Genomic DNA, 20,348 nt, shown 5'->3' on the forward strand with positions numbered 1-20,348 from the left:
CCAATCATTAAATATCAGGGCATGCGGCAGAATTTATCTTTCTCTTAACATGTTCTCATAAAATTATTTTAAACAACACCTTTTCGGACTCAAAAATTCTACTATCTCAATCATGTCGATATCTTTGTCCAGAGAACGAAGAAATCCACGATAAGTAACCAACTTCTATGATAAAAAATACAATCGGGTATACTTGGAGGTTTTTCACAATTTCAATTGACTAGAATTATGAGTGCATACCTTTTTACTTCTGAATCTGTTTCCGAAGGCCATCCTGATAAAGTCGCCGATCAAATTTCTGATGCAGTATTGGATGCGATTCTGAAGCAGGATGCCAATGCACGGGTTGCTTGTGAGACATTGTGCAGTACTGGTTTAATTGTGTTATCGGGAGAAATAACAACACATGCATCTGTGGATTACAATATTATCGCACGTGAAACAGTTAAGAATATTGGCTATACCAGTTCAAACATTGGTTTTGATTCCACTACCTGCGCTGTTTTAACAGCTTTCAACAAACAATCGCCTGATATTGCTCAGGGTGTTGACCGCACTAAAGAAGAAGAGATGGAACAAGGGGCGGGTGATCAGGGGCTAATGTTCGGATTTGCTTGCGACGAAACGCCGCAATTGATGCCAATGCCCATTTTCTATGCACATCGCTTAGTTGAGCGTCAGGCTGAATTGAGAAAGAAAGGACAATTAGCTTGGTTACGTCCTGACGCCAAATCACAGGTTTCGGTGCGATACCAAAATGGCAAACCACAGTGTATCGAAACCGTTGTGATTTCAACACAACATGATCCTGATATTTCGCATCATGCATTGACCGAAGCAGTGATTGAAGAAATTATTAAACCGGTGTTGCCTGCTGAACTGATCAGCGATCGCATCCAATATCTCATTAATCCAACCGGACGTTTTGTCGTGGGTGGTCCGATGGGTGACTGCGGGTTAACTGGTCGGAAAATTATTGTCGATAGCTATGGCGGCACGGCACATCATGGTGGTGGTGCTTTTTCTGGTAAAGACCCTTCCAAAGTAGATCGATCAGCGACCTATGCAGGACGCTATGTTGCAAAAAATATTGTAGCTGCTGGAATTGCCAGTAAATGTGAAGTACAGGTTGCCTATGCAATTGGTGTTGCAAAGCCGGTTTCGCTGATGGTCAATACATTCGGCACAGGTAAGATTGACGATGAAAAAATCGCGCAATTGATCGAACAACATTTTGATTTGCGTCCTCGCGGTATCATTCATGCGCTGAATTTATTGCGCCCTATTTATGCTAAAACTGCAGCATATGGACATTTTGGACGCGAAGATCCAGATTTTACCTGGGAAGCTAAGGATAAGGCGGCTCAACTTCGTGCTGACGCGGGCCTATAATTGAATTTTATATCAAATCTTCATTAATTCCCTTGTGCTGAGGAGCGCTGCAACGGTTTTCCGTGAGGCTCAGCATATGTGGCTATTATTACAACGGCGCTCGTTCATATTTTAAGGAGTAGACTATGAACGCTGTGCTTAATTCAGATGGCAGTTTTTTTACTGACTATAAGATTGCCGATATTTCCTTGGCAGAATGGGGGCGTAAAGAAATCGCCATTGCCGAAACCGAAATGCCAGGGCTAATGGCATTACGTAAAGAGTATGCAAATCAGAAGCCGCTGGCTGGTGCGCGGATCGCGGGTTCTTTACATATGACCATCCAAACCGCGGTGCTGATTGAAACATTGGTAGCATTAGGTGCGGAAGTACGCTGGGCTTCCTGTAATATTTTTTCCACCCAGGATCACGCGGCGGCAGCTATCGCTGCTAAGAATATTCCAGTGTTCGCCTATAAAGGGGAATCCATCCAGGATTACTGGGAATTTGCTCATCAGATCTTCGAATGGACGGTTGCTGGACAACCTCGTGGTGCTAACATGATTTTGGATGATGGTGGTGATGCCACATTACTGCTTACTCTAGGCGCTAAGGCTGAGAAAAATTCTTCTTTAGTTGCAAATCCTGGCAATGAAGAAGAGGCAGTATTATTTGCTTCCATCAAAAAACGCTTGGCTTCCCAGCCTGGATGGTATTCAAAGAATCTTGCCAGCATACGTGGTGTAACAGAAGAAACCACTACGGGAGTCCATCGGTTGTATGAAATGCATAAAAATGGAGAGCTTCCGTTTCCAGCTTTTAACGTGAATGATTCTGTAACGAAATCCAAGTTTGATAATCTCTACGGCTGCAGAGAATCGCTGGTTGATGGCATTAAACGTGCTACCGATGTCATGATTGCTGGAAAAATTGCAGTGGTTTGTGGGTATGGGGACGTCGGTAAAGGTTGTGCGCAGTCATTGCGCGGTCTGGGAGCAACCGTCTGGATTACCGAAATTGATCCGATCTGTGCGCTACAAGCGGCAATGGAAGGATATCGTGTGGTGACGATGAATGATGCCTGTGATCAAGCGGATATTTTTGTGACTGCGACGGGTAACCTGCGCGTGATTACGCATGACCATATGCTGAGAATGAAGGATCAAGCGATTGTTTGCAATATTGGTCATTTCGACTCGGAAATCGACATTGCATCGATTCAGAAATATCCTTGGGAAAATATCAAGCCGCAAGTGGATCATGTCCTATTCCCGACCGGCCGCCGCATTATTGTTCTGGCGCAGGGTCGATTGGTGAATCTGGGATGTGCCACCGGGCATCCTTCCTTTGTGATGTCCAGTTCATTTACTAATCAGGTATTGGCACAGATGGAGTTATGGCAGAATGGGGAGAATTATCAGAATAACGTGTATGTTCTGCCAAAACATCTGGATGAAAAAGTAGCGCGGCTGCATCTGGGAAAACTCGGCGTAAAACTCACTGAATTGACGGATGAGCAGGTTAGATATTTGGGTCTCAATAAGAATGGCCCTTATAAATCAGAAATGTATCGATATTAATCATTTTTCTTGCTCAATGGGAGAAGCATTGTTTGCGCTTGCATACATTCAAACAATCCTTCTCCTATCTGTAAAACCCAGTAATTGATATGCACGCAAACTGTGATAATGCTGGATTGATAGACTTCTAAGATGGAATCACAAAAGAAATTTTCTCCTACCTTCAGTTTTGAGCTTTTTCCACCCCAAACTCTCCAAGGTATTGAGAAACTGCGGCTTACTCGTAAGCAACTGGCTCAATTTTGCCCTAAGTTTTTTTCTGTCACCTTTGGTGCGGGGGGATCGACGCGTGAAAGAACGCTGGAAACAGTGCTGGAAATCCAGGCAGAAGGGCATGTGGTTGCACCGCATCTGTCTTGCATTGGTTCGACTCAGGAGAATATCCGAACCATTCTGGAAAAATATTATCAAGCAGGTATCAGGCATATTGTAGCGTTGCGGGGTGATTTGCCCTCGGGCATGGCACAGGCTGGGGAGTTTCGCTATGCCAGTGAACTGGTTGCTTTTATCCGGCAGGAGTTCGGATCTCTATTTCATATTGATGTGGCAGCTTACCCGGAATATCATCCACAAGCACGTTCTGCGCAGGCAGATTTTGAGAATTTCAAGCATAAAATCGAAACCGGCGCTAATTCAGCTATTACCCAATATTTTTATAATGCCGATGCTTATTACCATTTTGTTGCGTTATGTGAATCCGCTGGTTTGAACATCCCTATTGTTCCGGGGATTATGCCGATCAATAAATTTTCTCAGTTGGTCCGTTTTTCAGACACTTGCGGTGCTGAGATTCCTCGCTGGATTCGCAAAAAACTGGAGGGTTACAACGATGATCATGCATCCATACAAGCTTTTGGATTGGATATCGTGACTGATCTTTGTGAGCGCTTATTAAAAGCGGGTGCGCCAGGGCTGCATTTTTATACTTTAAATTCAGCTGATCTGACATCCCTGATATGGCAGCGCCTTAATCTTAAAAAAGATACCGATTAATTCATGTCTCAGATTTACGTGTTGTGCAAGCAGTGTTGGAATGATCTTTTTCCTGATTTGTCTGGCCAGTATATAATGGTATCAATATTATGATTAAAATCAAAAAGTATGGGGTTTCGAAATGAAAGAGATAAAAAATAATCCGGATAAATCGGCTGTAGAAACATCAATTCCTGAAGCGGCAATTGCAGATGTCTCGATAGTGGATGCCTGTATCGCGCACGCCAGAGAAGTCAAAGCTGCACAGCTTGAACTCATCAAAAGCAAAAAATATGATTTTGCGCCTGAATTCAAGGAAATGACCATTCAGCTTTATTTATTGGGGGTAATGTGGAAATTTGCTGAAAGTTTAGGAAATACGGATGATGCGCGTGAATTAGCTTTTACAGCATTGAAGACCATGCTCATGCAGGATCGCATGCCAAAACAAAAAGCTGCCAAACGCATCGAATTCCTCAGAAAAATGTCTAAACTTGAAGATAATCATGATGCACTGGCTGTGGTTATCGGTTATGAATCCGAACCGGGTGATAACAGTTTGGCAGAAGTATTTGATCATTATATTGATGATATGCAAGTTTCAGGTGCTTTTTGGCGTTTGTATGATCGCGGCAGAAAAATCATGCTATATGGGGGTTTATTTGTGGCTTTTGTAGTGATCTGGTTTGTTACATTATTTATGCCCGGAAACAGTACGATTGCGACTTTGGCGGCCGGGCTTATCGCAGCGGCACTTTTTGTGATACCTATGTTCTTAATTGGTATTTTTATCTATCGCACAAAAATTAAAAAAGCCAAGCAAGCAGGTTAATTCTGATTCCTATCGATGAGCATAGTTAAGATTATTTAGATTGATTGATCAAGTCCGGCTGCAAGCGAAAAAATGAGCGCTCATATTATAGATGGCAAGAAAATAGCCGAATTGGTACGTGCTGAGTGGAAAGTGCGTGCTGAGAAATTAACTCAATTAGGTACCAAACCAGGATTAGCGGTCATTATAGTCGGAGATAATGCTGCATCGGGTATTTATGTCAGAAATAAAGTCAAAGCTTGCAATGAAGTCGGCATTTATTCAGAAGTGCATAGTTTCACAGAAAATGCACAGCAAAATGAGGTATTGAATTGCATTCAAGCGCTCAACGAGAATCCGCATATTCATGGTATTCTGGTTCAGTTACCGTTACCTCCGCACTTTGAGAATAACCGTGTCATCACGTCCATTGCCATTGAGAAAGATGTCGATGGCTTTCACCTTTACAATGTGGGTGCATTGGTGACCGGGAATACCGTATTTTCACCTTGCACTCCGTATGGTGTGATGGTGATGCTGGAAAAAAATCATATTCCAATTGAGGGGCAGCATGCAGTAGTGGTGGGGCGCAGCAATATTGTCGGTAAGCCGATGGCGCTGATGTTGTTGGAACAAGGCGCTACCGTTACCATTTGTACCTCGAAAACAAGCAATTTGCCGCATTTTACAAAAAATGCTGATATCCTGGTGGTAGCAACGGGAAAACCGCGTCTTATTACTGCAGAAATGGTGAAGCCTGGCGCCGTGGTAATTGATGTGGGCATCAATCGACTATCAGATGGAAAACTGTGCGGTGATGTCGATTATGATTCCGTTAAGGAGATCGCGGGTTATATTACACCAGTACCGGGAGGCGTAGGACCCATGACGATTACCATGCTACTGTGTAATACCATTCTGGCTGCAGAACGGGCGCAAGCTGGCATTAAAAACGGAAAGTCAAGTTAAAACTTAGATGGATGTGCTTAAACATGGAATTACAACCCGATATAGATTCCCAAGAAACGCAAGAATGGCTGGATGCACTGGATTCAGTCATTATCAATGCGGGTACGGAGCGTGCACATTACCTGCTGGAAAAATTAATCGAGAAAGCCCGACGTTCAGGGGCTTATTTACCCTATAGCGCCACCACAGCCTATATCAATACCATCCCTCCCGGTAAAGAAGAACGTTCTCCAGGAAATAACGCGATAGAGCACCGCATTCGCTCCTATGTCCGTTGGAATGCGATGGCGATGGTATTGCGCGCTAATAGAAATACCAATGTCGGTGGCCATATTGCCAGCTTTGCATCCGCGGCAACGCTCTATGATGTCGGCTATAATCATTTTTGGCATGCACCTCGTGAAACGCATGGCGGGGATTTGGTATATGTTCAAGGACATTCTTCCCCCGGTATTTATGCCTATGCGTTTCTTGCTGGTGAGCTCAGTGAGGAACAACTGGATAATTTCCGTCAAGAAGCCGGTGGTAAGGGTCTATCTTCCTACCCGCATCCGTGGTTGATGCCCACTTTCTGGCAATTTCCAACCGTTTCGATGGGCTTGGGACCTCTGATGGCCATTTATCAGGCGCGATTTATGAAATATCTGGGTAGCCGGGGATTAGTCAATACCGACGGTCGCAAAATTTGGGCTTTTATGGGTGACGGTGAAATGGATGAACCCGAGTCGCTCGGTTCGATTTCACTGGCATCACGCGAGAATCTGGACAATTTGATTTTTGTAGTCAATTGCAATCTCCAGCGTTTAGATGGCCCGGTACGGGGTAACGGTAAAATTATCCAGGAACTGGAAGGCGCCTTTCGGGGTGCTGGCTGGAATGTAATTAAGGTGATCTGGGGTTCTTACTGGGATTCCTTATTGGCCAAGGATACGAAAGGGTTATTGCAAAAACGCATGATGGAGTGCGTGGATGGTGAATATCAGAACTTTAAAGCCAGAGATGGCGCCTATGTGCGCGAGCATTTTTTTGGCAAGTATCCTGAATTATTGGAGATGGTTGCCAATATGTCGGATGATGATATCTGGCGGCTAAACCGGGGAGGGCATGATCCTTACAAAGTCTTCGCGGCCTACAAGACTGCGGCAAAACACACCGGCCAGCCGACCGTGATACTGGCTAAAACGATTAAAGGCTATGGCATGGGTGAGGCGGGTGAGGCGCAAAATATTACTCATCAGCAGAAAAAAATGGGAACCACCTCACTCAAAGCTTTTCGTAATCGCTTTGGTCTGGATATCCCGGATGATAAGATCGATGAAGTGCCTTATCTCACCTTCGCCAAGGATTCTGCGGAATTTATCTATATGCAAGAGCGGCGTAAAGCACTGGGTGGCAATTTTCATTGTCGTAAAACAAGAGCAGAAGCCTTGCAGGTACCGCCATTATCCGCTTTTCAATCATTACTGAAAGCTAGCGGTGAAGGACACGAATCGTCAACTACGATGGCTTTTGTGCGGATTCTGAATATTTTGGTGAAAGACAAGCAAATTGGTAAGCATGTTGTTCCTATTGTTGCTGATGAATCGCGCACCTTTGGTATGGAAGGCATGTTCCGGCAGCTGGGGATCTGGTCGTCGGTGGGTCAGCTGTACACGCCGCAGGATGCTGATCAATTGATGTACTATAAAGAAGATAAGCACGGGCAGATCCTGCAGGAAGGTATTTGCGAAGCCGGCGCGATGTCATCCTGGATAGCTGCGGCGACGGCTTATAGTACCCATGGCATTCAGATGATTCCATTTTATATATTTTACTCGATGTTTGGTTTCCAGCGTGTCGGCGATTTAGCCTGGGCGGCCGGGGATATGCGTTGCCGTGGGTTTCTGCTCGGAGGAACGGCCGGGCGTACAACATTGAACGGCGAAGGACTACAGCATGAAGATGGGCATAGTCATCTCCATGCTTCAACGATTCCCAATTGTGTATCGTATGATCCAGCGTTTGCGTATGAACTGGCTGTCATCATTCAGGATGGACTGCGCCGCATGTATCAGGAACAGGAGGACATTTACTATTACATCACGGTAATGAATGAGAACTACTCGCACCCTGAAATGCCGCCTGGTGCTGAAAAAGACATCCTGAATGGTATGTATTTATTCAACGAAGGCAACGGTAGTAATAATCAACCTCATGTGCAATTGCTCGGTGCGGGTACCATTCTGCGTGAAGTGATTGCTGCGGCAGCGATCCTCAAAACTGAATACAACGTGAATGCGGATATCTGGAGCGTGACCAGTTTTAATGAATTAAGGCGCGAAGCACTGGGTGTCACGCGCTGGAATATGTTGCATCCAGATCAGCCGGCGCGGTTTTCCCATGTGGAAAATTGTCTCAGAAAACGCCAAGGGCCTGTGATAGCAGCGACTGATTATATGAAAATTTATGCGGACCAGATTCGTGAATTTATTCCTCGGAAGTATCGTGTTCTGGGAACAGATGGTTTTGGGCGTTCAGATACGCGCGAGAAATTGCGTCATTTCTTTGAAGTTGATCGATTCTATATTACAGTTGCAGCACTCACAGCCTTATCTGAGGAGGGAAAAATCTCCAGTCATCAGATTGCTCAGGCTATACAAAAATATGGTATTGATCCTGAAAAACCTAATCCAGCGACAAGTTAAATCAGAATCTGATAGGTAAAGAAAAATTGTCAGCAAGATGATTGCATCATCTTTTTTTTGCAGCAATTTGAGGAAGGCATGTGACTGAATTAAAAAAAGTATTAATTCCTGATATTGGTGATTTCAAGGATGTTCCGATCATCGAAGTACTGGTAAAAACCGGCGATGCTATAAAAACCGAAGACTCGTTGGTCACGCTGGAGTCGGATAAAGCTACGATAGAAATTCCATCCCCATACTCTGGCATCATTAAGGAAATATTTGTCAAGGCGGGTGATAAGGTTTCGGAAGGTACTGCAATTCTTTCGATTGAAGTTTCAGATGGCGACGAGCATAGAGAACTATCTCCTAAAGCCGCTGAGAAGGTACCCATTCAGGCAACAGCTACAACTCAGTCAGAGGCAACTCGATCAGAAACTGAAGGAAAACCGGCTGCTGCCCAGCAAATGCAAATGGTGCCTCAGAATGCGGTAACTGAAACTAAACCTCTCTCCAAAGCGCACGCCAGTCCATCCATACGCCGCTTTGCCCGGGAGCTCGGTGTAAATCTCGATCTGATCATGGGTAGTGGCCCTAAGCATCGAATTCTTAAAGAAGATGTGCAAGCTTACGTAAAAAACGAATTGTCAAAATCCCGCAGCATAGGATTAGGACTGGCACTTAATTTGCTGCCTTGGCCACAGGTTGATTTTGCCAAGTTTGGTCCGGTTGAGCTAAAGCCCTTGACACGTATCAAACAAATTTCGGGTGCCAATTTGCATCGGAATTGGGTGATGATTCCGCATGTGACTCAGTTTGACGAAGCGGATATCACTGATTTAGAAGAGTTACGCAAGGAATCCAATGAAAGTGATAAAGGAAATAAAGTAAAGCTGACATTGTTGGCTTTTTTGATGAAAGCATTAATTGCCCCGTTGAAGAAATTTCCTGAATTCAATGCGTCGCTCGACAATAATGCCGATGGTGAAATCAATTTAATCATTAAACGCTTTTATCATATCGGATTTGCCGTGGATACGATCCAGGGGTTGGTTGTTCCTGTGATCAAGGATGTCGACCAGAAAGGCATCATAACCATCGCTGAAGAATTGACGAGACTTTCTTCGTTGGCGCGTGAAGGTAAATTGAAACCTATCGATATGCAGGGTGCTGGCTTTACTATTTCCAGCTTGGGCGGAATTGGCGGTACAGCGTTTACGCCGATTATCAATGCGCCTGAAGTTGCCATTTTGGGCATCTCAAAGGCAAGCATCAAACCGGTTTACCGCGATAACCAATTTGTTCCGCGCCTCATGCTTCCTTTATCGCTTTCTTATGATCATCGAGTCATTGATGGCGCAATGGCAGCACGTTTTATAACGCATTTGTCAGAAGTGTTAGCAGATATGCGTCTGGCTTTACTATAAAAATATGGCTAATATTTCCTGGGATATGATTCTTACAGTGGATATAGGGGATAACTATCGATAAATTTCCTCTAGTTGGGATTTACGGTGGAACTTTTGATCCTATCCATTATGGTCATTTGCGTATTGCTGAAGAATTGCTTGATATCATCGGCTTAGAGCGAATTATTTTTGTTCCGTCAGGCGATCCTCGACTACGTGTTGCTCCTGTTGCTTCGAGAAAACATCGTTCTGCGATGGTACGCTTAGCAATTCAGGGGAATAACATGTTCTTACTCGACGAGCGTGAAATCAATCGTCCCGGCATCAGTACAACGGTTGAATCACTCCGTGAATATCAAAATGAATTAGGAAAAAAAACAGCACCTTGTTTTATCTTGGGAATGGATGCATTTATAAAGATAAATCAGTGGCATAGGTGGCATGAATTGTTCAAGCTATGTCATATTATAGTGGTCGCGCGCCCAGGTTATACATCCGTTGATAGGTATCCGGTTCTGCCTATGGATATAAGAAAAGAATTTATTTCCCGGCGGGTTTTGAATGCCAACAATCTAAGGCTTCAATGCAATGGTTTGATTTATACTGCACAGACATCATTATTGGAAATATCAGCTTCTCATATACGATTATTGGTAACTGCTGGGAAAAGTATCCGTTATTTGCTTCCAGAAAATGTTTCTGACTATATTAAATCCAATTATCTTTACGCTGGAAGAACATGAACCCAGAAAAGCTTGTGAATATTATTGTTGATGCACTTGAAGATGTTAAGGCTTATGATATTGATGTGATTAATGTTTCAAAAATAACTTCATTGTTTGAATACATCATTATTGCCAGTGCAGATTCAACACGTCAGACAAAAGCGCTTGCGGATCATGTACAAGAAAAAGTCAAGACTGCTGGAGGTAGGGTCTATAGTGTGGAAGGAGAACAAACTGGGGAATGGCTTCTTGTGGATTTAGGTGATGCAATTGTACATATTATGTTGCCGGCTGCGCGCGAATACTACAATCTGAAGGGCCTGTGGACTAAGTAGAATTGATACTGTTGCTTGGGTATCTTAATTTTGCCTGATCATGAAACTTTTTATACTCGCGGTTGGAAGCAAGATGCCCGATTGGGTGAGAACAGGTTATTTTGAGTATATCAAACGTTTGCCACGCGAAATCACAGTACACTTAATTGAAATTAAACCTGAGAAGCGTGTAAGCGGCAAACAAACTGAGCAGTTGTTATTTTCAGAGTATCAGCGAATTCGGGCAGCTCTGCCATCAGATAGTCGAATTGTAGTTCTTGATGAAAACGGTCAACAGTGGACTACAGTAAAATTTGCAAACGTAATAAAACAATGGATGGCTGATGGTGGTGCTATTGCATTTATTATTGGGGGAGCAGATGGGCTGCATCATGATATCAAGAATACTGCAACTGGGATCATTGCATTATCAAAGCTGACTCTGCCGCACGGTCTTGTTCGTGTACTTTTGGCAGAGCAACTTTATCGAGCTGTCTCGATTATTAAAGGTCATCCTTATCATCGGGCATGACATTTGCCTGCTCTTTTAAGCTTCTATTGATGAGATAATACTGCCAGATTCGGTATATTCATTTAGAGACTATTGTCATGATGTTTTCTGATAACCAAATATATCTTGCTTCACGAAGCCCTAGAAGGCGTGAATTATTGAGACAAATCGGTGTGAAATTTAATCTCTTACTGATGCGAGAAACACTCGGTCGTCCTATTGATATTGACGAGCAACCGCTTGCTGATGAAGCGCCGACTGATTATGTTTATCGTATTGTTCAATTCAAAGCAAGTGAGGGATGGAAGCGAATTTTACAACGTAAATTCCCACAATTACCTGTACTGGTCGCGGATACCATTGTCACGCTTGATGGATGCATTTTAGGTAAACCTAAAGATATCATACAAGCGGAAGAAATGTTAAAAACCTTATCAGGGCGATCACACCAAGTTTTAACAGCAATTGGTATTGGGATAAAAGATAAAATACAAGTCAGATTATCGACATCAACGGTAAGATTTCGAGAAATCAGTGAGCGAGAGATTCGCAAGTACCTAGCGCAGAATAATGTCCTGGATAAAGCCGGTGCTTATGCCATCCAGGGCATGGCAGCTGCATTCATTGCCGAAATAGCTGGTAGTTACAGTGGCGTAATGGGGTTACCTTTATATGAAACTGCGCAATTACTGGAAGAAATTGGCATAGAACTTTTCCCATGATGATCAATTAGCTGGTTTGAAATTTGATAACGTAGGATGAATTCTGCACATTCCATTTCGACTTGCGAAATTATGATTTGTTTTAATCTATTTTTGTCTTTATCCTAATCGATTTTCAAAGCAAAAATATAATTTCTTAAAAATTGTATTAATACGATGAACAACGAAATTCTTGTAAATATTACACCGCAAGAAACTAGGGTTGCAGTATTAGAACAAGGTGTAACACAAGAGCTTCATATTGAACGAACGAGTGATCGTGGTATTGTAGGAAACATTTACACTGGACGTGTTAGCCGGGTCTTGCCGGGCATGCAATCGGCTTTTGTAGATATTGGTCTGGACCGGGCAGCTTTTTTACATGTCGCAGACATCTGGAATTCAAATCAGCATAGTAATACCACCAAGCCCATAGAAAAACTATTATATGAAGGCAATAACATTCTGGTGCAAGTCATTAAAGATGCAATTGGCACCAAGGGAGCGCGCCTATCCACCCAAATAAGTCTGGCAGGTCGTTTGCTGGTTTATCTGCCACAGGAATCTCACATTGGCATCTCGCAGCGTATTGAAGATAATACCGAACGTGAGTTATTACGCGAAAGATTACAACAAATTTTGCCTATAGAAGAGAAAGGCGGATACATCATCCGTACAATGGCTGAAACGGCGGATGAAAGTGACTTACGTGCCGATCTTGAGTATCTGCATAAGCTATGGCATGACATTCAACAAAATTCTACGGCTATCTCGGCCCCCATGTTGCTGTATCAGGATCTGGATCTTAGTCATCGGGTATTACGAGATCTTGTGAATGAAGATACCCGGATTCTGGTTGATTCGCGTGAGAATTATCAGCGACTGGTGAGATTTGCCCAGAATTACATGACTTATATGGTTGAACGAATAACTTTATATACTGGGGATCGTCCGCTCTTTGATTTGTATGGCGTTGAAGAAGAAATTGAAAAATCTTTAGCTAAACGCGTGAATCTAAAATCAGGTGGCTATCTGATTATTGATCAAACTGAAGCATTAACTACTATGGATGTAAATACAGGGGGATTCATTGGGGTCCGTAATTTTGATGATACTATTTTTAAAACAAACCTTGAGGCTGCTCAGGTAATCGCAAGACAGCTTCGTTTGCGCAATCTCGGTGGAATTATCATTATTGATTTTATCGATATGGATTCTGAAGAACACAGAAATGCTGTGTTGACAGAACTTAATAAGGCTTTATTAAAAGATCGTATGCGGATCACTGTTAACGGATTTAGCGCGCTCGGATTGGTTGAGATGACACGTAAGCGCACTCGGGAGAGTCTCGCGCATGTGTTGTGCGAACCTTGTCCAACGTGTCAAGGGCGAGGAGAAATTAGAACTGCGCAGACAATTTGTTACGAAATTCTGCGTGAACTGTTACGGGAATCCAGGCAGTTTGAAGCGAATGAATTTCGCATTCTTGCATCACAACAGGTAATTGATTTGTTTCTTGATGAAGAATCTCAGAGTTTAGCTCAACTGGGTGATTTTATAGCCAAGCCTATAAGCTTGCAGGTTGAAGAATCCTATACCCAAGAACAATACGATGTAATATTGATGTAATTGAGTGATAGCTGTCTTTATGATGAAAAAGACTTGAACCAGATTTGACGAACACTTTAATTGTTAGTTAGCTAAGAGAATCTGGTTTAAGAGAATCTGGTTCAAGTCAAGAAAACTTTCTGAAAAAATTTTTTATTCTTGGTTCTTAAATTTCGACTAAAAGCTGCTCAGTTCAAAATTCATCTTTATTGGGTTTTAATAGACGATTCAACCATATCGCCAGAATCTGAATTGAGCTTTGCCTTTCGATTGACCTGTTGATCAGGTGTTTCTGCTGGCTTAGCATACTCCTGTTTCAGCAATTCTGCTGCTATTGTTCGATGATAATCAGCTTGCTTGGTAGCTTCGTGTGCAGCCTGTTCGTAATAGCGGATATTAGCTACAGTATGCGATTTAAAATCCTGGCCTTGCCTACCATAGTAATGGCTATGTTCATTATATTCCTCTAGCGACTCTTTTTTTTCCTTAGCTTTTGCTACCATTTCTTTGGCTACCGTGTCATAGCGATTAGCTAACTTGTTATGATCACTATAAGTCTTGGCATTCTGTACAATTTCTTTATCAATCGCATTTTGCGTTTCTAACTGACTCAACTGTGCACAGGCAACCAGTTGAGAAAGTATAAGTAACACTAAAAGATATTTTCCCAGTTTTGTGCTCATGATAGTAATGACTCCAAGTGAAGTGACGGTTCGCATCGTACCGAGTCAACACTATAATGTATATTAGGGAAACTATGGTTTTTTGCTAAGGGAAACCATTAGTTGTCAACTAATTGATAATTATCATTTTTTGAATTTATTGATGAGATTTCTTAATGCTCTTCAGAGATCCAGCGTGTAGCGTAGCGTATTAAATCAGCACCATCTTTTAAATTTAATTTGACCCGAATATTGAAACGATGGGTTTCAATGGTTTTAATGCTGCGGCAAAGCAACCTAGCGATTTCTTGACTGCTATATCCTTGCCCAATCAAATGTAGCACTTCAAATTCACTTGGAGTGAGTGTATTGATCAATTGTTCAGGTTCAGATCCTCCTGTTGCAATTCGTTTCAGCAATTTTTCATGCATTTGCTTGCTCAAATATACATTGCCTTTTAAGACTTCCCGAATAGCGGCCAGCAGTACTTCGCCGGGTTCTTGCTTCATAACATAACCGCGCGCACCAGCCCGCAGGGCCCGTTCAGCATAAACTGACTCATCATGCATGGAAACAAACAGAACAGGGAGTGTAGGGGTCAGCGCATGCATACTTTTTACCACTTCAAAGCCAGATACTGTCTTGAGGGTGACGTCCAATAAGACAATATCGATGGGACCGCTCTTCTTGAGTATAGCAAGTGCTTCATTACCGTCACCCGCTTCAGCAAATACCTCCATATCGGGCTCCATATTGATGAGCATTGCCATACCATGCCTTAGCATGGCGTGATCATCCACTAACATCACTTTTGCTTTTGCAGTCATTTTAAGCCATCCGCATTTCTAAACGAACTTCTGTGCCGCCTTCGCTACGTGATAAAAATTCCAGTTTTGCACCCAATTGCTTTGCACGGTATTGCATGATTTTAATGCCCATGCCTGAGATTGATTTGTGATTGGTATCAATTCCTACAAAACCGCTACCATCATCGCAAATTGATAGACGTAATATTCCTTCTTCGGAAGTTAACGCTATGTCTATATGCTGCGCTTTACCATGGCGTATTGCATTATTGACAGCTTCTTGGGCAACTCGATATAAGTTAAGCGCTAAGTTATTATCACTAATAGTAATACTATTGTTGCATGAAAAGTTACAGGTAATATTGTAAGTAGTTGCTATTCTTGCTGCTAAGGTTTGCAATGCAGGTATTAGACCATTAGCTTCCAACTCAAATGGCAGTAACCCCTGAGCAAGTTGCTTGATCTGTATCACGGCAATTTGGGCTTGTGAGGCTATAGCAGCGGCAGTTTTAGCCATACTTTCACTTCCTGCAGAAAAAATTTGCTTTTCCAGCGCTCTGGCCTGATAGCCAATTGCCGCTATTTGCTGCCCAAGGTTATCATGCAGTTCTTGTCCGATAGTATGTGCTTGTTCTTCCGCTACAAATACCAGCGCTTGTTCTAGGCGTTTACGTTCAAGCCAGCTTTCCAGATCGCTGGCGATGGCATTGACGAGTTTCTGTTCTTCCGGTACCAGAAAAGGCTTATCTGAAGGATAAAATACGCGCAACTGGCCACATATTTTGCCATTGACACTGATCGGCGACCAACATGTACATGCAGGATCTCGTTCTGCACGTCGTTGATTGCGGACTCTGCTGTTGATTTTAGTTTTTGATTGCAACAGGCGCGTATGGTCTCTGTATTTTCCTGAAGTGAACCGCCAACCATCCAGTTCAATGACAGCGGTGGCAATTTCAGGAAATTGCACAGCAGATATTAGATGCTCAAAAATATTCTGACATACATTATCTATGGATGATTCCATTCCAATACCACGGCGGATTTCGTAGAGACACGTGATTTCCTTTAAACGCTCGCGCAGTAACTCATCAACTTTCTTACGCTCAAGCCATTTTGCTAAATCATCTGCAATCGTATCAATGAGTCTCTGTTCTTCCAGGACCAGAAATGGTTTATCTTCAGGATAAAACACACTTAAATGACCACATACTCTCCCGTTGACGCTGATTTTTGATTGTAAGACGAATCCAATAGCATCACTTTTTTTGTAACACTCAAAGCATACCTTGTCATTGATAGTGGTTTTGGATGCCGATATATTGGCAAAGCTGTGTTCCTGATTTTTGGAAGTGAAGCGCTTGCCATCGACTTCGATAACGATGGTAGCAATTTCCGGAAACTGCATGGCGGGAATTAAAAACATAAAAATATGTTGAGAAATATCATCCATTGATAATTCCAATCCCATACCACGACGGATTTCATAAAGGCAGGTAATCTCCTTCAAACGTATACGCAGTAATTCATCAACTTGCTTGCGTTCGAGCCACTTTGCCAGATCACTCGTGATTGCATCAATGAGTCTTTGCTCTTCCAGCACGAGAAATGACTTGTCTTCGGGATAGAAAACGCTTAGGCGGCCACATACTTTGCCGTTGACGGTAATATCCGATTTCAGCTCATGCACTAAGTCCTGATTCTGATTTATTGAAGTGATTCGCCTTCCATCCAGCTCAATCATCGCAGAAGCATGCTCTGGGTATTGCATGGCAGGTATCAGATGCTCAAAAATCTGCTGACAAACCTCGTCTACTGATAAGCCCAAGCCGGTACTGTGGCGAATCTCATACAGACAAGTGATTTCCTTCAGGCGCTCGCGCAATTCAATTTCTTTATGGCTCAGCTCAACAGAGAATTGCTCGGCTGTTTCCTTAGCGTTGCGTGCTTCTTTTTCTGATTTGATCAGCTTGCGTACAAACCAATTCAATAACAAAATCTCGGCAATAATCAACCCGGCTAGATAAAGAATGATGATTTTTAGTTCTTCATTAACGGGTCTGAATAATTCTCCTTCATCCAGTTTCAAGATCATGCCGAGACCAATCGTTCGTAGTGGCGCATAAGCCTCGATTACCGGTATTTGACGATAGTCTTTTACGGCAATAACTCCGCTTTTACCATCCAGCGCATAGCTTATCGGTAGCACACCAACTTCCGTCACGCGCTTCAAATACTTAAAATTTATACCATCAATGTGGCTTATCAGGCAAGGCATTTCCTGCTTTCCAGGTGCGGGCGGTGCACACAATATGAATTCTCCGGTTTCACCGATTGACCTTATTTCACTAAATCTGCGAGTGAGTTGTGGCAGTGTTATTTCTGTTGTGATACTACCAAGGCGGCGCATATCTTCATCGAGTACTTCTTGATCGGTACGCAGAATAAACTGTCCATCCCATACTAAGGAAGTGTTACTGTACTTATTCAGTGGTAAAGACTGAGATTGGTTTTCAGAAAAACGACCAACTTGTGACAATACATTACCGTGCATGTCATAAATAACCGCGGCCGAAAAACCTGCTTGCGTCAACGAGTTAACGTTTCGCGCAAGATCGTGTAATGCGCGATCGTTGCCCGGCTGTACATTGAGTTCCTTCATGGATTGAATGATAAAAGGGCGAAGAGTCAATGCGCGAGTATCCGCTACTCCCTTTTCAATCAGGCTTTCTATGAGGAGCGCCTTGCCTTGTAAAGCAACATCTAACCCTCTGCCGAGCACAGACTCGATCTGTTGCCGCATAGCGCTATAAACTGCGATGCCGGTCGTTAGCGTCAATCCTAACAAAAGTAGACCGCCGATAATACTAATCTTGCGATCATCACGTGTTAAAAGCAAATCAATCTCCTCCCTGAGTTTGTATCGTTTAAATTATAAGCACAACGATTGGTCAACTCCAGAGATTGTATGTCGTAGACAGATTATTTATGCTAGTGCGAATGGATAGCAACAGTACACATAAAACATTCACATCCATTTTTTCCTTTTGAAGAAAATAAGTAAGCCCGCGCCAACCATAATAAAGATTACCCATACGGCAGGATAAGCCCAGCGCCATTTTAATTCTGGCATGTATTCAAAATTCATGCCATAAATACCAGCGATAAAAGTCAGCGGTATGAAAATGGATGCAAAAATAGTCAAAATTTTCATTGTTTCATTCAATTTATTACTAATACTAGAAAGATAAATATCGTGCATGGCAGAAATTCTTTCCCGATAAGACTCGAGAGAATCTGTGACACGGAGGACGTGGTCATAAACATCCCCATAATATCGTAATGTTCTTTCCTGCAGTAAAGGCATATCTGTACGTAGGATGGTTGCTAGCAACTCACGTAAAGGGGAAATATTACGTTTCATGGAAATTAAGCTGCGTCGAATTTGTTGCACGGTTTCCAGCATTTCTTTACTGGAATTGAACAATATATTGTCTTCCAGGGGATCGAGGATTTCATCCAATCTGTCTTCTACAAAAAAATACTCATCAACAACGGTATCGAGAATGACGTAAGCAAGATAATCACTGCCCAATTGTCGCAAGCGACCATTAGTGGTTTGCAAGTGGCTGTAAATGGGTTCAAGTGTGTCATCTGCTTTTTCTTTGAAAGTAATGACATACTTAGCCAATAGTAGAATGCTGATTTGCTCATACTGTAGGCCAAAATTTTTTTCTGGATTGATACTGATACCTTTAATGACCAGATAAAGAAAATCGTCATACTCCTCCAATTTAGGTCGCTGATGTGTACTTAAAATATCTTCCAGCACCAGAGGATGAATATTCAGTTCTTGGCCAATAGCTTCGACGACCTTAACATCGCTTAATCCATCTATATTTACCCAGGTAATCAGTTCGGCGTTTTTTAACTGTCTTAATTCTGTAATTGAATGGATTTTGTGCTGTATCAGGATATCGGCATTATATTGAGTGACTGAAATTTTGCATTCCGTTACGTGCTTTCTCCCAATATGTACTAATGTTCCTGGCGGAAGGCCGGATTTATCTGCCGCACTGCCTAAAACTGATTTGTTGGTTTGATGACGCAAGCGGCGCCGTGACGGTAAAGTAGAATTCATAATAAGCTTACCCAAAATAGTTAACTAAGGTGCTTATTCTAAGAGCTTTGCTTACAATTGAGGAGAATCACTCAACAAAAGAGAGAATAAAGAATATAACTGATCGTTAAAGGTCAGGAAAGCAGCTGATAGTGAAATGCATGGAAACGAATCATGAAAATCCTGCTAAGGTTATGTAGATGGATCAGATTTGCTAAGGTAATTGATTTGATTTGCAATTCTGCCATTTTGCAGGGAGCACCAGTCTTGCCACACCTTACGGGCTTCTTCGACATCGCTGAATGTCCAGAGTACTACACCATCTTCAGTCATTAAGGTTGCCATTTTGTTCGGCCATTCTTTAATTAAGCAATACATTATTTTCTCCTATATTTAGTAGTAAGAGAAAGCTTAATCAGTCAACGTGAAGATCTGATGACAGAAATATGAAGAATTCATGACAATGCACATATTATGTGGTACTAAAGATTCATTAATGGCATGCTATTAATTGAAATATTAATTATTATCGCTTTCCATTTTTATAAGGAGTTATCATGAATAAAATAAATGTCCAATTAGGTACTTTAATAATATTTATATCTATCGTGGGTTGTGAAACTACTGGCAAGCCGAGCAGCTCCTCAAGCACGGTAGATCAGAGTCTTTCAACAATAGAAGATGTAGTCCAAAGCAGTACAGCCGCCGTTACAAGTCCAACAGGGATCAGCCAAATTGGCCTAGTCGATATTTTGGTGCATCGGTTAGGTGTGTCACCCCAACAAGCATTAGGAGGTGCAGGAGCGATTTTCCAGGTGGCTCAAAGCAATATGGACCCACAAGCATTTGCCACATTGTCTAAATCTATCCCCGGAATGAGCACGATGCTGGGCGCAGCGCCTGCCATGTCTGGATTGGGTGGCTTATCTTCTATAGCGGGAGGATCAAGTAGCACGGTAGCCAATGTATCCGGACTGGCCGCATCATTCCAACAACTGAATCTCTCCCCAGACATGGTGGGTCGATTTATTCCCGTTGTAACAAATTATGTAAGACAAACCAGTGATCAGGCAACAGCCGATCTGCTGCAATCAGCTTTGACAGCACGCTAAGTTAAGAGTTGGAG

The 20,348-nt window shown here is 42.6% G+C and carries 18 protein-coding genes and 1 riboswitch; of the genes, 13 read left to right on the plus strand and 5 right to left on the minus strand.

The features are described from left to right. Positions 1–228 precede the first annotated feature (228 nt). The 12 genes from metK (at position 229) to rng (ending at position 13,655) form a co-directional block, all read left to right on the plus strand. On the plus strand, positions 229–1,392 hold the full coding sequence (metK, locus tag BM021_RS02795; RefSeq protein ID WP_090718656.1) for a methionine adenosyltransferase: 1,164 nt from the start codon (positions 229–231) through the stop codon (positions 1,390–1,392). 33 nt (positions 1,393–1,425) lie between these two features. Next, a riboswitch (S-adenosyl-L-homocysteine riboswitch) is annotated at positions 1,426–1,501 on the plus strand. A gap of 16 nt (positions 1,502–1,517) precedes the next feature. Further along, positions 1,518–2,951 carry an adenosylhomocysteinase gene (ahcY, locus tag BM021_RS02800; protein WP_090718658.1) on the plus strand — a complete coding sequence of 478 codons (1,434 nt, stop codon included), beginning with the start codon at positions 1,518–1,520 and terminating at the stop codon, positions 2,949–2,951. A gap of 132 nt (positions 2,952–3,083) precedes the next feature. Next, positions 3,084–3,944, plus strand: a complete 861-nt coding sequence (gene metF, locus BM021_RS02805) for a methylenetetrahydrofolate reductase [NAD(P)H] (protein ID WP_090718660.1) — start codon at positions 3,084–3,086, stop codon at positions 3,942–3,944. A 121-nt stretch (positions 3,945–4,065) separates the two neighbouring features. After that, positions 4,066–4,755 carry a hypothetical protein gene (locus BM021_RS02810; protein WP_090718662.1) on the plus strand — a complete coding sequence of 230 codons (690 nt, stop codon included), beginning with the start codon at positions 4,066–4,068 and terminating at the stop codon, positions 4,753–4,755. A gap of 72 nt (positions 4,756–4,827) precedes the next feature. Then, a complete protein-coding gene (gene folD / locus BM021_RS02815) occupies positions 4,828–5,703 on the plus strand; it encodes a bifunctional methylenetetrahydrofolate dehydrogenase/methenyltetrahydrofolate cyclohydrolase FolD (RefSeq protein WP_090718664.1) in 876 nt (291 codons plus the stop codon). A 23-nt stretch (positions 5,704–5,726) separates the two neighbouring features. Then, complete coding sequence (aceE, locus tag BM021_RS02820; RefSeq protein WP_090718667.1) at positions 5,727–8,387, plus strand: pyruvate dehydrogenase (acetyl-transferring), homodimeric type; 2,661 nt, start codon at positions 5,727–5,729, stop codon at positions 8,385–8,387. 80 nt (positions 8,388–8,467) lie between these two features. Further along, positions 8,468–9,793 (plus strand): dihydrolipoyllysine-residue acetyltransferase, encoded by a 1,326-nt coding sequence (gene aceF / locus BM021_RS02825; RefSeq protein ID WP_090718670.1) that lies wholly within the window; start codon positions 8,468–8,470, stop codon positions 9,791–9,793. Between the two features lie 80 nt (positions 9,794–9,873). Next, positions 9,874–10,518: a nicotinate-nucleotide adenylyltransferase gene (gene nadD, locus BM021_RS02830; protein WP_256207747.1), complete on the plus strand. Its 645-nt coding sequence runs from the start codon at positions 9,874–9,876 to the stop codon at positions 10,516–10,518. Then, positions 10,515–10,835 carry a ribosome silencing factor gene (gene rsfS, locus BM021_RS02835; protein WP_090718674.1) on the plus strand — a complete coding sequence of 107 codons (321 nt, stop codon included), beginning with the start codon at positions 10,515–10,517 and terminating at the stop codon, positions 10,833–10,835. The genes nadD and rsfS overlap by 4 nt, the downstream gene beginning before the upstream one ends. A gap of 40 nt (positions 10,836–10,875) precedes the next feature. Further along, a complete protein-coding gene (gene rlmH, locus BM021_RS02840) occupies positions 10,876–11,346 on the plus strand; it encodes a 23S rRNA (pseudouridine(1915)-N(3))-methyltransferase RlmH (RefSeq protein WP_090718676.1) in 471 nt (156 codons plus the stop codon). 80 nt (positions 11,347–11,426) lie between these two features. Next, positions 11,427–12,047 (plus strand): Maf family protein, encoded by a 621-nt coding sequence (locus BM021_RS02845; protein WP_090718834.1) that lies wholly within the window; start codon positions 11,427–11,429, stop codon positions 12,045–12,047. A 156-nt stretch (positions 12,048–12,203) separates the two neighbouring features. Beyond that, complete coding sequence (rng, locus tag BM021_RS02850; RefSeq protein WP_090718678.1) at positions 12,204–13,655, plus strand: ribonuclease G; 1,452 nt, start codon at positions 12,204–12,206, stop codon at positions 13,653–13,655. 185 nt (positions 13,656–13,840) lie between these two features. On the opposite strand, the gene BM021_RS02855 is transcribed toward rng, so the two are convergent. The 5 genes from BM021_RS02855 to BM021_RS02875 all read right to left on the minus strand — a co-directional run bounded on the left by BM021_RS02855 (position 13,841) and on the right by BM021_RS02875 (position 19,600). Continuing rightward, entirely contained in the window at positions 13,841–14,317 is a 477-nt protein-coding gene (locus BM021_RS02855; protein WP_090718680.1) for a hypothetical protein, read from the minus strand. Positions 14,318–14,469: 152 nt separating this feature from the next. Then, positions 14,470–15,123, minus strand: a complete 654-nt coding sequence (locus tag BM021_RS02860) for a response regulator (RefSeq protein WP_256207741.1) — start codon at positions 15,121–15,123, stop codon at positions 14,470–14,472. 1 nt (position 15,124) lies between these two features. Continuing rightward, complete coding sequence (locus tag BM021_RS02865) at positions 15,125–18,001, minus strand: ATP-binding protein (RefSeq protein ID WP_256207742.1); 2,877 nt, start codon at positions 17,999–18,001, stop codon at positions 15,125–15,127. 129 nt (positions 18,002–18,130) lie between these two features. Beyond that, on the minus strand, positions 18,131–19,243 hold the full coding sequence (gene corA / locus BM021_RS02870; RefSeq protein WP_090718842.1) for a magnesium/cobalt transporter CorA: 1,113 nt from the start codon (positions 19,241–19,243) through the stop codon (positions 18,131–18,133). Positions 19,244–19,414: 171 nt separating this feature from the next. Further along, positions 19,415–19,600: a hypothetical protein gene (locus BM021_RS02875; protein WP_090718682.1), complete on the minus strand. Its 186-nt coding sequence runs from the start codon at positions 19,598–19,600 to the stop codon at positions 19,415–19,417. Positions 19,601–19,779: 179 nt separating this feature from the next. Between BM021_RS02875 and BM021_RS02880 the strand changes: the two genes are divergently transcribed. Continuing rightward, complete coding sequence (locus BM021_RS02880) at positions 19,780–20,334, plus strand: DUF2780 domain-containing protein (RefSeq protein WP_090718684.1); 555 nt, start codon at positions 19,780–19,782, stop codon at positions 20,332–20,334. The last annotated feature ends 14 nt before the right edge of the window (positions 20,335–20,348 follow it).

It is taken from the genome of Nitrosomonas sp. Nm166 (genome assembly GCF_900112825.1).
In the GTDB taxonomy this organism is placed as follows: Bacteria; Pseudomonadota; Gammaproteobacteria; order Burkholderiales; family Nitrosomonadaceae; genus Nitrosomonas.